Below are 13431 nucleotides of genomic sequence, written 5' to 3'. Positions count from 1 at the left end.
ACCCCATAACCGCCGTCAGCGACGGCTAGCGGGCTCGGCCGTCGCTCACCACGGGAAACGGCACCCCATAACCGCCGTCAGCGACGGCTAGCGGGCTCGGCCGTCGCTCACCACGGGAAACGGCACCCCATAACCGCCGTCAGCGACGGCTAGCGGGTGAAGGGGAGAGTCTGCAGGCCGGTTCGGCCGGATGCGGTGGCGGGGACCAAGCCACTGTCGCCGACGCGCATGTCGCCGTCGGGGCCGTGCAGGTTGATCTGGCCGGAATCGCCGGCCGGGATCACCTCCCACGTCTGGGTGGGGTCGCCGTCGCGGCAGGGTTGCAGGGCCAACGGCACCCCGGAGGTGTCGGTCACGCACCAGCCGGGGCGGGCCACCGGCACGATGATCACCCGGTCGTCGGCCTTCACCGGGGCCGGGATCAGCGACAGCTCGGTGGACGCGTCGCGGGTCGTGCCGGTGAAGTCGACGACGTCGTTCGGGCCGACGGCCAGCCACAGGTCGCCGGCGTCGTCGGCCACGTCGATCAATACGCCCTTCTCCAGGTCGACGCCGATCTCCCGGAGCCGGCTGACGTCCGAACTGACGGTGCTGGTCCGTGACGGGGCGACGGACGGGCGTGACGGCGACGGCACCGACGACGGGTTGGGCGACGACGGGGTCGTGGTGGCGGCCGGCGGGTTGGGGCCGGGCCCGGCGCCCTGCGACAGGACGGCGCCGAGACCGGCCGCGGTGAGCAGGACCGCGGCGAAGGCGGCGGCGGACGTCCGGTTGCGGCGGCGACGGTCGCCGCGGCGGCGGATCTCCGCGGACGGCGCGAGGCCGGCGGTGTGCTGGAGGTGTTCGGCGTACGAGTCCAGGCCCTGCTGAATGCGATCGTCAGACATCGCGGCGCTCCCGGCCCGTGTCGAGGGTGTCACTTTCGGTGAGGTGGGCGGCCAGGGCCCGGCGTCCGCGGGCCAGCCAGGTGGTGACCGTCCCGGCCGGGATGCCGGTCTCCCGGTGGATCTCGGCGACGCTGAGCCCGGCGATGTGGTGCAGGACGATCACCCGGCGCTGGTCGGCGGGGATCTCCCGGAGCGCCGCGACGATCGCCACGTGGTCCGGGCTGACGGCGTCGACACGCTGGTCGGTGGTGTCGCGCCGGTGGGCGTTCAGCCGGTTGACGGCTTTGCGCCAGGTGCTCACGGCTTGGCGGTACGCGACCTGGCGTACCCAGGCCTCGGGGTTCTCGTAGTCGCTGATCTTCGACCATCGATTCCAGGCGCGCAGGTACGCCTCGGAGACGGCGTCCTCGGCCTCGGCCCGGCTGCCGACCATCATGGTGATCTGGGCGAGCACGCGACGGGAGGACGTCGCGTAGAAGGCGTCGAAGTCCTCCGTGTCGCGCAAGGTCGCTCCAGCTCAGTTGGCGTACAGGATGGTCTGGAGGCCGGTGCGCCCCGTACCACTGGTGGTGATCTTGCCGTTGTCGACGCGGATCACACCGTACATCCCGTGAAGTTCGAATTGCCCCGAGTCGCCTGCCGGGACCATCGTGAAGATCTGCTGCTGCCGTTTGGGGTCGCAGGTCTCCAGTTTGAGCGGCGCGCCCTTGGTGTCGGCGACGCAGTAGCCGGCGCCGAGGTCCTCGTTGTAGAACGGCGGCTTGATCAGCACCTTGTTCTTGGCGGTGACCGGGGCCGGGGCCAGGAACATCATGGTGTTGTCGGTGCGCCCGGTGCCGGTGAAGTCGACGCCGTTCTTCTCGATGTTCAGCCACCGGTCCACACCGTCGTCGGCGACGTCGATCAGCACGCTCTTCTGGACGTCGATGCCGAGCCGCTTGAGCTGGCTGAGATCCGAGACGGGCGCCTTGGTGACCTTGGGAGCGGCGGCAGCCTTCGAAACGGTGGCGGTGGGAGCAGCGGTAGTGGGAGCGGTGGCAGTGGGTGCAGTGGTGGGTGCAGCGGCGACCGGCGCCATCGACGGAGGCGCAGGCGGCGACGCGGCTGGCGAGCCGGCACAGGCCGTGAGGGAGAAAGCAGCGAGTACGGCGACCATGTAACGCATCAGGGGTGCTCCTTCGTGGGGCGTGTCCGGCGATCACGATGGACACGCCCCACCCCGGCCCCTGATTTCACCGGGAAGATAACGAAAAGGTCACTCGAAGAACTTGAGCCCGAAGCCGGTGTTCGCGGTGTCGCCGGGGACGTTGGCCCGCCGGTAGGTGACACTCCCCCACCAGACGGCCGTCCCGGTGTACCAGTAGCGGTTGGCCCACGAGTACGGCGTGCCCTTGGCGACCGCGTGGTACATGGTCGGGAACCGGTTGCCGGACGGCGGGCTGGTCGCGATGTCCCCGCGTTCCAGGACGAATGTGTGATGCCCGGGCCCGTCGGCGTAGAGCGTCGGATCCCAGCCGGCCATCAGCTCCGAGGCGTGGGAGCCGAACAGGCAGCCGTTGCTCTTGTACCAGTCCCAGACGTAGGACGGGTCGCCGCCGGAGCGCAGCCGCAGGTCGGCCAGGCAGTACCGGCTGCTCCAGCTGCCGTTCGCGGAGTACACGATGTGCAGCTGCCCGTTCGGGTCGAGGATCGGCTCGGGCGCCTCGTTGATGTACGGGTTGCCGACCACCCGCTCCCACGACTCCCGGGGCTGGGAGATCACGTACCGGGCGCCGGTGGCGGTCGTGGGGCTGCTCATCCGGGCCAGGTAGAGGTTCTGTTCGACGTTGGTGTCGCCGGCCCAGCCGGACCAGACGAACCAGCGCTGCCCCTGGTACGTGAACGGCACCCCGTCGATGGCCCACTTGTCGTTCGGCAGGGCCACCTTGGTCGCCGCCGAGTAGCCGCTGTCCGGGCTGGCCGAGCTGATGTGGTACATCCGGTGGGCGGCGCCGGTGCCGGCGGCGAAGTAGATCCGGTACTGGCCGTCGTGGTGGACGATCTCCGGCGCCCAGACCTCACCGAGGCCGGCGGTGTCCCGCCAGACCTGCTTCTTCGGGGCGGCCGCGATGCCTTCGAGGGTGGTGGCGGTGCGGACCGCGACTCCGCCGTCGACGGATTTGGCGGAGACGTACAGCCCGTTGACCTTGATGACGCTGGGGTCGGCGCCGCCGAGGGTGGTGCGGGCGGCCGAGGACGGCTGGCCGATCGCGAGGGCGCTGACGATGGCGACCGCGAGTATGGCGGCCAACCTGCGGGGATGAGGCATGGGGGTTCCTCCAGCGACGCATGAACAAAGACACTTGTCAATTTAGGAAACCTAACTGAAAAAGCTTTGAACCGGGAGGCACAGGCGAGCCGTACTCACCTTCGCAAGGGCAGGTGGGTACGGAAGGACGGCCGTGACGCGGGGGTACTCGGAGCAGCGTGTCGCCTTCGTCCGAGATCCACACGACGAAAAGCCCGTATGGTCCGGATCCGGGCCGGACATGTACCAGACCGACTGGTCGCCGAACCGCCGCCGACGACGCCATCGCCGATCCCGCCGGACCGGCCGCACGGTGTCGATCCTGCTGGTCGTCAGCGCCGCCGTCGGTGGAGCGGTGGCCATCAGCCTCTCCCAGCCGCCGAACGGTGTGCCGGTCACCACCAGCGCCGCACTCGAACCCCGGGCCAGCGCCCCGGCCGCGGCCAACCGCAACAAGGCACGGGTGACCCCGAAACCGTCCGCGTCGGTCACATCCCGAACCGCCACACCGAAGTCGACCCGCCCGCCGGAGCCGGTGGCCGGCCTCAACCAGACGCAGATGAACAACGCCGCGGTGATCGTGCAGGTCGCCCAGGAGCTCGACCTCCCCCGCCGGGCGATGCTGGTCGCGATGATGACCGGGCTCCAGGAGTCCAGCCTGCGCAACCTGGCCAACCCGACCGTCCCCGGGTCACTCGACCGGCCCAACGAGGGCGACGGCAGCAACTTCGACTCGCTCGGCATCTTCCAGCAGCGGCCCAGTCAGGGCTGGGGCTCGGTGGCGCAGCTGATGACGCCGCGCTACGCGACGAAGGCGTTCTACCAGAAGCTGCTCACCATCGCCGACTGGGAGGAGAAGAGCCTCGGCGACGCGGCCCAGGCCGTACAGCGGTCGGCGCTGCCCGACGCGTACGCCGACCACGAGGACCGGGCGGTCAAGGTCGTCGATGCCCTGCTGTGAGCGGTAGCCGTACCGTGAACGGGTGTTCGGGAATCTGCTGGCCGGGCATCGGCGGCGCGTCAATCTGACCCAGGAGGCGCTGGCCGAACGGGCCGGGCTGAGCGTGCGCAGCCTTCGCGACCTGGAGAGCGGCCGGGTCGCGCGGCCCCGGCCGTCCACCCTCGACCTGCTCGCCGGCGCGCTCGGGCTGTCCGCCGGAGAGCGCGAGCGGTTCGTGGAGGCCGCCCGCCCACCGGCCGGGAGCCCACGGCAGCTGCCGCTCGGGGTGCCCGGGTTCTCCGGCCGCGACGCCGAGCTCGCGACCCTCGACGCGCTGCCGGACGGGCCGTCGACGGTGACCATCGTCGGGCCGGCCGGCGTCGGCAAGACGGCGCTGGCCGTGCACTGGGCGCACCGGGTCGCCGGACGGTTCCCGGACGGTCAGCTCTACGCCGACCTGCGCGGATTCGGCCCGGCCCCGGCGGTCAGCGACCCGGCCGACGTGCTGCGCGGCTTCCTGGAGGCGCTCGGGGTGCCGCCGGCCCGGGTCCCGGACGGCGTCGACACCCGGTCCGGGCTGCTGCGCGGGCTGCTCAGCGACCGGCGGATGCTCGTGGTGCTCGACAACGCCCGCGACGACGAGCAGGTCCGGCCGCTGCTGCCCGGCGCGGGCGCCAGCGTCGTCGTGGTGACCAGCCGGGACCGGCTCGCCGGGTTGTTCGCCTCGGCCGGCGCCCGGCCGCTGCGGCTCGACGTGCTCACCGACGGCGAGGCGCGGGCGCTGCTCGCCGCCCGGGTCGGCGCGGACCGGCTGGCCGGCGATCCGGCGGCGGCCACCGCGATCGTCACGGCCACCGCCGGGCTGCCACTGGCGCTGACCATGGTCGCCGCCCGGGTCGCGTTCCACCCCGGCTTCCCCCTCGCGACGTTCGCTGACGACCTGGGCGTGACGAGCGACCTGCGGCGGGTCCTCTCCTGGTCGTACGGCGCGCTGGCCCCACCCGCGGCCGAGCTGTTCGGCCTGCTCGGACTGCATCCGGGGCCGGAGGTGACAGTCCCGGCGGCGGCCGCCCTCACCGGCCGGCCGGTCCAGGACACCGCGCACGGCCTGGCCGAACTGGCCCGGCTGCACCTGCTGATCGAACAACGGCCGGGCCGGTTCCTGCTGCACGATCTGGTGCACGACTACGCCGCCGCGGTCGCCCGGCCGGACCGGGCGGCCCAGCACCGCCTCTACACACACCTGCTGGCCGAGGCGGGTGGCGCCGCCTCGGCCGTACAGCCGCAATGGTTGTCGCCTCTGCCGGAGACCCCCGTCGTGCCGTCCCCGGAAGTGGCTCGCGAGTTCTTCGCGGCCGAGCAGGAGGTGCTCGCCGCCGCGGTCCGCCAGGCCGCCGCCGACGGCTTCGACGCCTACGCCTGGCGGCTGGCCTGGTGTCTGGCCGCCTGGTTCGCGCCGAGCGGCCGGTGGCCGGACAACGAGGCCGTGCAGCGGATCGCCCTCGACGCGGCCCGCCGCTGCGACGACCCCCTCGCCGTCGCGACGGCCTGCCGGATGCTGGGCCGCGCCGAGACCCGGCTCGGCCGCCTGGCGGCAGCCGAGGAGCACCTGACCGAGGCCCACGACGTCTACCGTGACCTCACCGACCCGGCGGGTCAGGCTCAAACCCTGCACAACCTGGCTGAGGTACGGCAGATGGCCGGCCGTTTCGACGAAGCGGTGGCCGCCACCGCCGACGCCGTCCGCCTGTACCGTGACGCCGGGCACCGGGACGGCGAAGCCCGTTCCCTGAACGCGCAGGGGTGGCTGCTCGCGCAGGCCGGCCGGAACCTGGAGGCGATCGACTGCTGCACGGTCGCGCTGGCGATCCAGCGGGAACGCGGCGATCTCAACGGTCAGGCGGCCACCCTGGACAGCCTCGCCTACGCGTACCACCGGGAGGGCCGTCCGCAGCCGGCGATCGCCGCGGCTTCGGAGGCGATCCGGCTGTTCCGGGAGTCCGGCGACCGTTTCCACGAGGCGGAGACGTGGGGGCGGCTCGGCGACACCCACCAGGCGGCAGGTGACGACCAGGCGGCGGTACGGGCGTGGCGCACCGCGATCCGGATCTTCGACGACCTGAACCAGAGCGGTCACGCCGACGAACTGCGGCTCAGGACGGATACGCGTAGCCCTTGATCCACTGGGCGTCCCAGCGCCCGTTGTCGTAGCGTTCGCGGTGGTACCAGGCGTTGTCGGTGCCCTTGCAGTTGATCGTGAGGCCCCAGTCGTTCACCCAGAACCTGATCTCGATGCCCGGGTCGGGTTTGCAGGTGCCGCCCATGTTCTGCCACCCGGAGACCGTCGTCGCGCTCGACCACCTGGTGTACACGTTCCGGTCCGGGCCGACGACGAACACCTGCGGATACGTGTCGGGCTTGGGCCAGTAGGCGTCGGAGTCGCAGAAGAACACGCCGTCCCAGTTCGAGTAGGAGCAGTAGCCGGACGCCCCGGACTGGATCGTGCCCGGGAAGCGCGACACGGCGGCGGCGGGCCCGGCCGCGGTGGCGACCACCGCGGCCGACGCCGTGACCACGACCGCGGCCCGGCGGAGAAGACGCTGCATGTCAGTCATGCCGTCCATCCTCGACAGACGCGCCTCCGCCCACCAGGCAGTTGAGCGGCAGTTTGCCCACCCGGCCCGGCCCACCCGGACCCGGCCAAGCCGGGGCCGGCCGGCCCGGCCGAGACCGCCAGCCGTCGCTCACCACTGGAAAACCAGCCGCAATACCGCGCTCAGCGACGGCCGGGACCGCGAGCCGTCGCTGAACACCGGAATGCGCACGCCAATACCGCGCTCAGCGACGGCCGGCGGTGTGGGTTTTCAGGCGGTCGGGTGCCAGTTGCCGGGCTCGTGCGGCCGGTGGAACCCGAAGCGGCGAAAGGTCCCCGGAGGAACGAGGCGGCGGGGCCGGAGGTTTGCCCGGCGCCGCCGATTGACTGTGGATGGTGCCCGACTCTCGAAAGACCACTGACTGGTGGTAGTCGCGATGTGACCGAACGGGCCAACCATTCTGAGCTGCTGTTTCGTTTAAATGATCTTGAAGTTCAGCAACCTGGATCCGTTTTGACGCGAAGGAGAATGATGTCCCACCCCGGCCAGCCGTTCGACCCCAACGGTTCCGTCCCGCAGCCGCCGCCGGGCTGGTCACCGCCACCGCCCGGATATCAGCCGCCACCGCCCGGCTACCAGCCTCCGCCGCCTGGGTACCAGCCCCCACCGGACGGCTACCAGCCGCCGGCCGGCTACCCGCCGCCCGGGGTGCCCGGCCAGCCGATCGCCCCCGCCTACGGGGGCTACCCGCCGCCGGTGCTGACGCCACCGAAAAAGAAGAAGGGCGGAAAGATCCTGCTCGCGGTCGTGGGCGGGTTCGCCGGCCTCTGCGTGATCGGCGCGCTGGCCTCGGCCGGCGACGACGACACCACAAAGGACACCGCAGCCGCAGCCGTGACGACCACGGTGACCACCGAGCCCGCCAAGGCCGAGGCGACCACCGAGCCCACCAAGACCGAGCCGGCAGCTGAGCCCACCACGACGCAGCCTGCCAAGAAGCTGACCGTCTCGCAGGAGAACGCCGTCGAGAAGGCGGAGAGCTACCTGGCGTTCTCCGCGTTCTCCCGGACCGGGCTGATCAAGCAGCTCAAGTTCGAGGGCTTCAACACCGCGGACGCCACCTTCGGGGTCGACGCGCAGAAGGCGAACTGGAACGAACAGGCCGCCAAGAAGGCCGCCGAGTACCTGGAGTTCACCTCGTTCTCCCGGTCCGGCCTGATCAAGCAGCTCAAGTTCGAGGGTTTCACCACCGCGCAGGCCACCTACGGCGTCAAGAAGGCCGGCCTGTAACCCGCGGTCGGTTCACCGGACGACGGGCAGCGGTGGCAGGGCCGCACGGTCCAGCCACACCGTGAACAGGTCGTCGAGCGACTCGTTCGAATACCGGGCGGCGTGCTCGCGGAACTCGGCGGTCGTCACCGTCCGGTGCCGGTGTTCGGCCACCCACGAGCGCAGCAGGGCGAAGAACGGCTGCTCACCGATCTTCGCCCGCAGCGCGTGCAGAACCAGCGCGCCCCGCTTGTAGACCAGCGGGTCGAACATCCGCGCCACCCCGGGGTCGCCGATGATCACGTCGGCCGGGCGGGCCGCGAGCCAGGCGTGCCACTGCGCCGAGTGGGCGTTCGTCGACGGGCCGCCGGACGCGCCCGACCACAGCCATTCGGCGTACGTGGCGAAGCCCTCGTTGAGCCAGATGTGCCGCCAGTCGGCGACGGTGAGACTGTTGCCGAACCACTGATGGGCCAGCTCGTGCACGACCAGCCGCTCGTGGGTGCGCCGCCCGTCGAGGTGGTTGCGCCCGAAGACGGCCATCCCCTGCGCCTCGATCGGGTCGTCCAGCTCGTCGTCGGTGATCACCACGACGTACTCCTTGAACGGGTACGGCCCGAACAGCCGCTGCAACGCCGTCATGATCTCGCCGTGCCGGCCGAAGTCGCGCTGGAAGTCACTGCGCATCCGCGGGGCGATCGCGGCCCGCTGCGGCACTCCCCCGGACGCCAGCTCGACCATCTCGTAGCGGCCGATCTGAATGCTCATCAGGTACGGGGCGGTCGGCTCCTCCCGCTCATAGACCCAGGTGGTGGTGCCCGATCCACGACGGCGGGCCACCAGGTCACCGGTGACCAGCACGGTGTACGCCGACGCCGCGGTGAACGTGATCAGGAACGGCGCCTTGTCGTCGGGCCGGTCGTTGCACGGGAACCAGGACGGCGCCCCGTTCGGCTGGCTCGCTACCAGAACCCCGTCGCTCAACTCGTCCCAGCCGATGTCACCCCACCGTCCGGCGATCGGGGCCGGGCGTCCCGCGTACCGGATCTCGGTCTTGAACGTCGCCCCGTACCCGATCGGCCGCTCGGGTTTGATCCGCAGTTTGCCGCCGCGGTGCTCGAACTTGGCCGGCCGCCCGTCCACCCGCACGTCGCGGACCTGGAGGCGGGCCAGGTCGAGACTGAACCGGGACAGCGGCTGCACGGCACGCGCGGTGACGATCGCCCGGCCGGTGAGCCGGTTCTGCACCACCTTGTAATCGAGGTCGAGGTGGTAGTGCAGCACCCGGAACCCGCCGTTGCCGCTCTCCGGCAGGTACGGGTCGGTGGACCGTTCGGCGCCCGGTGACGGGCTGAGCGGGATGCCGGGTGGGGTCATACCCGGCGAGCGGCCGGCGCCGGCCAGGTCGCGACCGGGTTGCCGAGCCAGCGGCTGTCGTCGGGCACGGCGTCACCGCGGGTGACGAGCGAGCCGGGACCGACGGTGGTCCGGGCGCCGATGCTCGCGCCGGGCAGCACGATCCCGTGCGGGCCGAGGGTGGCGCCCGCGCCCAGGGTGACCTCATCCATGCTCATGATCCGATCATGGAACAGGTGGGTCTGTACAACACACCCCCGGTTGACGGTTGCCCCATCACCGAGACGGACGAGATCGAACTCGGGCAGCCAGAGGGTTTCCAGCCACACCCCACGTCCGATCTTCACACCGAGCGTGCGCAGCCACACGTTCAGCAACGGAGTCCCGGCGGCCAGGCGGAACAGCCACGGCCCGGCCAGCACCTCGACGAACGTGTCGGCCAGCTCGTTGCGCCACACGAACGACGTCCACAGCGCCCGCTCGCTCACCCGGAACCGGCCGACCAGCAGCCATTTCGCGGCGGTCGCGAGCAGCGCGCCGGTGACCGCGGCGGCGAACAGCACCGGCCCGGCGGCGGCCAGGGCGGCCCACCCACCGAAGGTCTGCCAGATCAGGGTCAGCGCGGTCAGCACCAGCACCGCCAGCGCACCGGCCAGGACGACCGGGACGACCCGGCACAATTCGACCAGAGCCCGGGCCACCTTGAGGCGCGCCGGCGGGTCGAAGGTGCGGCCGGTGTCGGCGGACTCCACGATCCGGCGCAGCGGCATCGGCGGCGCGCCCAGCCAGGACGAGCCCTTCTTGGCCTTGTGCGGCGCCGACGACAGCACCCCGACCAGGCCGCGTTTCGGCACCGACCGGCCGGGCGCGGCCATCCCCGAATTACCGAGGAAGGCCTGCTTGCCGATCCGGGCCGGGGCCACCCGCAGCCAGCCCTGGTCGAGCTCGTAGGTGGCGACCATGGTGTCGTCGGCCAGGAACGCGTGATCGTCGACGGTCGTCATCGCCGGGACCGCGAGCACCGTGGAGATCTCCGTGCCGCGGCCGACCTTCGCGCCGAGCATCCGCAGCCACACCGGCGTGAACAGGCTGGAGTAGATCGGGAACAGCGCGACCCGGGCCATCGCCATCAGATGCTCGGTCGTCCACACCTGCCACGCCACCCGCCCGCGGACGGGGTGGAAACCGGTCCGCAGACCGACACCGAGCAGCCTGACGAAGATCAACACCAGCAGGGCATAACCGATCTGGTACGCGACAGCCGCCGCCGGAACCGCAAGCAGCACGGCCGGCAGTGTCAGTCCGCCGGCGAGCGCCCAGCCGAGGATCGCCAGGGCCGGCAGCGCGGCGGCCACCGGGAGCAGGGCCAGCAGTTGCGCGGTCAGGCTGTAGGCGACCACCCACGAGCGGCCACTGAGCCGGGACCGGGCCGGGCGGCGCTCGGGCCACGTGGTGGCGCCCTTGCCGGTGACCGGAACAGCGGGTGAGCCGGCCCAGCGCTGGTTGGCCGGAACCGTGCCGGTGACCGTCGACCCGGCCGAGATCTTGGCGCCCTTGCCGATCCGGGCGCCGGGCATCAGGGTGCTGCGCGCGCCGACCCGGCCACCGGCCCCGACACGTACCGAACCGACCCGGACCACGTCACCGTCGACCCAGTAGCCGGACAGGTCGACCTCCGGCTCGATCGCCGCGCCACGGCCGAGTTTGAGCAGGCCGGTGACCGGCGGAGCGGAGTGCAGGTCGACGTCACGGCCGAGCCGGGCGCCGAGCAGTTTCGCGTAGGTGGTCATCCAGCCCGCCCCGCCGATGCCGGTCGCCCCGGTCAGCTCGGCGAACCGCTCGGCCGCCCACAACCGCAGGTGCACACCACCGCCACGCGGATAGCGGCCGGGGCCGACGCCACGCAGCAGCAGCCGGGCCGCGCCAGCCGCCAGCACGATCCGGCCGGGTGGGCTGAACAGGGCGAGCCAGGACGCGCCGATCCACCACCAGGAGACCGTCGGCGCCAGCGCCACCACCTTGCCCAGGGCGGCCAGGACGGTCAGCCAGCGCAGCCCGACCAGCGCCAGCATCGGCAGCATCAGCAGGAACTGGAGAAACCCGGCGCGGCGCGGCGTGGGCCGTACCTCCCGCCGGGTCGTCGTCTCGGTGGTGAGGCCGCCGAGCACCGTCGCCATGTCGGACAGCCGCGGGTTCTGATAGACGTCGGCCACCGACACCTGCGGATGCGCCTGACGGATCCAGGCCACCAGCTGCGCCGCGTTCAGGCTGCTGCCGCCGCTGCTGAAGAAGTCGGCGCCCGGATCGGACGGACGGACGCCGAGGATCTGCTCCCAGCCGCCGGCCAGCCAGTCCTCGGCCGCGGTGAGCTCACCGGCGCCGGGCGCGACGATCGCGAGCGGCCAGGGCAGGGCGGCCCGGTCGACCTTGCCGGACGTACGGGTCGGCAGCGCGTCGACGACCGCAAGCAGCGGGACGAGCGCGGCCGGCAACTGCTCACGGATCCGCGCGGTGGCCGCCGCCATGTCGAAGTCCTCGGCGTCATGCGGCACCAGATAGCCGACCAGCAGCTGATTGCCGGCGGTGGTGCGCTTGATCGCGGCGGCCGCGCCGGCCACTCCGGGCAGCGCCTGGAGGGCGGCGTCGACCTCGCCCAGCTCGATCCGGCGGCCACCGAGTTTGACCTGCTCGTCGCCGCGCCCGAGGAACAGCAGCCCCTCCGGTTCGGCGCGGACGATGTCGCCGCTGCGGTAGGCGCGCGCCCAGTCGAGGGCGGGCAGCGGCGCGAACTTCTCGGCGTCCTTGGCCGCGTCCAGGTAGCGGGCCAGGCCGACACCGCCGATGACCAGCTCACCCGTCTCGCCCATGGCGACCGGCTCGCCGGTGGCGTCGACCACGGCGAGTTCCCAGCCGGCCAGCGGCAGGCCGATCCGCACCGGGCCCTCGCCGGTCATCCGGGCGGCGCAGGCCACCACGGTCGCCTCGGTCGGGCCGTACGTGTTCCACACCTCACGGCCCTCGACGGCCAGACGCTCGGCCAGCTCGGGCGGGCACGCCTCGCCACCGAAGATCAGCAGCCGGACGTTCTCGAGGGCCTCGGCCGGCCACAGCGCGGCCAGCGTCGGCACGGTCGAGACCACGGTGATACGCCGGTCGGCCAGCCACGGACCCAGGTCGACACCCGAGCGGACCAGTGACCGGGCCGCCGGGACCAGGCAGGCGCCGTGCCGCCAGGCGAGCCACATCTCCTCGCAGGACGCGTCGAAAGCCACCGACAGGCCGGCCAGCACCCGGTCGGCCGGGCCGAGCGGTTCGACGTCGTCGGCGAGGAACAGCTGCGCCTCGGCGTCCACGAACGCGGCGGCGGCGCCGTGCGGCACCGCCACCCCCTTCGGGGTGCCGGTCGACCCCGACGTGAAGATGATCCAGGCATCGTCGGCCGGTCCCGGTTGTCCGGTTTTTCCTTCGGGGGTACGGCGTACGCCTTCCGGGGCGCCGTTTTCGCCGTCCGGGGCATTGCTTTCGCCGTCCGGTGCATTACGTACCGAAACGCTCAATCCATCCCCGAGGACGGCGGTCACGCCCGCCTCGGCGAAGACCAGCTCGGCCCGCTCGTCAGGGTCGTCGGCGTCGACCGGCACATAGGCCGCACCGGCGGCCAGCACGCCGAGGATCGCCAGGTACAGCTCGGCCGTGCCGGACGAGATCCGGATGCCCACCCGGTCGCCGACGCCGATCCCGTACCCGCTCAGGGTCTGCCGCAGGATGTCGACCTCGGCGGCGAGCTGCCGGTAGGTCAGGGTGGTGTCGCCGGTGTCGAGCGCCGGAGCGTCCGGATGGGCCGCGACTGTCGCGTCGAGGACGTCGATCAGGGTGCGGCGGATCGGCACCGAGTGGGACCGGAACACCGCCGGCGCCTCGGCCGTGAACTCCAGGTCGGGCAGCTCGATCAGTCGCAGATCGGTCGTCACGGTCACCTAGCGCGCTCCATTCCCCACCCTGGTTCTCCGTCGCATCGTGCGCCGGTTCGCCGTCGTGAACGGCTTCGGTCCGCCGTCACGGTCCGCCGGTTCGCTCTCGCGTTCCGCGGCAACATTC

Annotated in this window: 10 protein-coding genes; 3 read left to right on the top strand and 7 right to left on the bottom strand. The window is 71.9% G+C overall.

All coding sequences use genetic code 11. The annotated features are described in order from the left end of the window. Positions 1 to 149 precede the first annotated feature (149 nt). The 4 genes from AB0E94_RS22295 to AB0E94_RS22280 all read right to left on the bottom strand — a co-directional run bounded on the left by AB0E94_RS22295 (position 150) and on the right by AB0E94_RS22280 (position 3195). Positions 150 to 887 carry a hypothetical protein gene (locus AB0E94_RS22295; RefSeq protein ID WP_360328975.1) on the bottom strand — a complete coding sequence of 246 codons (738 nt, stop codon included), beginning with the start codon at positions 885 to 887 and terminating at the stop codon, positions 150 to 152. Beyond that, entirely contained in the window at positions 880 to 1392 is a 513-nt protein-coding gene (locus AB0E94_RS22290) for a SigE family RNA polymerase sigma factor (RefSeq protein ID WP_360328973.1), read from the bottom strand. Before AB0E94_RS22290 ends, AB0E94_RS22295 begins: the two co-directional genes overlap by 8 nt. A 12-nt stretch (positions 1393 to 1404) precedes the next feature. Beyond that, positions 1405 to 2052: a hypothetical protein gene (locus AB0E94_RS22285; protein WP_360328971.1), complete on the bottom strand. Its 648-nt coding sequence runs from the start codon at positions 2050 to 2052 to the stop codon at positions 1405 to 1407. 90 nt (positions 2053 to 2142) lie between these two features. Next, entirely contained in the window at positions 2143 to 3195 is a 1053-nt protein-coding gene (locus tag AB0E94_RS22280) for a glycoside hydrolase family 43 protein (protein ID WP_360328969.1), read from the bottom strand. Positions 3196 to 3487: 292 nt separating this feature from the next. On the opposite strand from AB0E94_RS22280, the gene AB0E94_RS22275 reads away from it, so the two are divergent. Then, entirely contained in the window at positions 3488 to 4135 is a 648-nt protein-coding gene (locus AB0E94_RS22275) for a hypothetical protein (RefSeq protein ID WP_360328967.1), read from the top strand. Between the two features lie 22 nt (positions 4136 to 4157). Further along, the gene (locus AB0E94_RS22270; protein ID WP_360328965.1) at positions 4158 to 6293 is read left to right on the top strand and encodes a tetratricopeptide repeat protein; all 2136 of its coding nucleotides are present in this window, start codon (positions 4158 to 4160) and stop codon (positions 6291 to 6293) included. Here AB0E94_RS22270 and AB0E94_RS22265 read toward each other — a convergent pair. Then, positions 6268 to 6729 (bottom strand): hypothetical protein, encoded by a 462-nt coding sequence (locus AB0E94_RS22265; protein ID WP_360328963.1) that lies wholly within the window; start codon positions 6727 to 6729, stop codon positions 6268 to 6270. The two genes, AB0E94_RS22270 and AB0E94_RS22265, sit on opposite strands and share 26 nt — an antisense overlap. Positions 6730 to 7239: 510 nt before the next feature. Here AB0E94_RS22265 and AB0E94_RS22260 point away from each other — a divergent pair. Further along, a complete protein-coding gene (locus AB0E94_RS22260; protein ID WP_360328961.1) occupies positions 7240 to 7998 on the top strand; it encodes an Ltp family lipoprotein in 759 nt (252 codons plus the stop codon). 12 nt (positions 7999 to 8010) lie between these two features. On the opposite strand, the gene AB0E94_RS22255 is transcribed toward AB0E94_RS22260, so the two are convergent. Further along, a complete protein-coding gene (locus AB0E94_RS22255; RefSeq protein WP_360328959.1) occupies positions 8011 to 9354 on the bottom strand; it encodes a M1 family metallopeptidase in 1344 nt (447 codons plus the stop codon). Continuing rightward, positions 9351 to 13304 carry a Pls/PosA family non-ribosomal peptide synthetase gene (locus tag AB0E94_RS22250; protein WP_360328981.1) on the bottom strand — a complete coding sequence of 1318 codons (3954 nt, stop codon included), beginning with the start codon at positions 13302 to 13304 and terminating at the stop codon, positions 9351 to 9353. Before AB0E94_RS22250 ends, AB0E94_RS22255 begins: the two co-directional genes overlap by 4 nt. Between the last annotated feature and the right edge of the window lie 127 nt (positions 13305 to 13431).

The sequence above is a fragment of the Actinoplanes sp. NPDC026670 genome, assembly GCF_040638175.1.
In the GTDB taxonomy this organism is placed as follows: Bacteria; Actinomycetota; Actinomycetes; order Mycobacteriales; family Micromonosporaceae; genus Actinoplanes.
The sequence above is the reverse complement of the archived record's forward strand: the minus strand, read 5'-3'. Positions and strand labels throughout refer to the sequence as shown.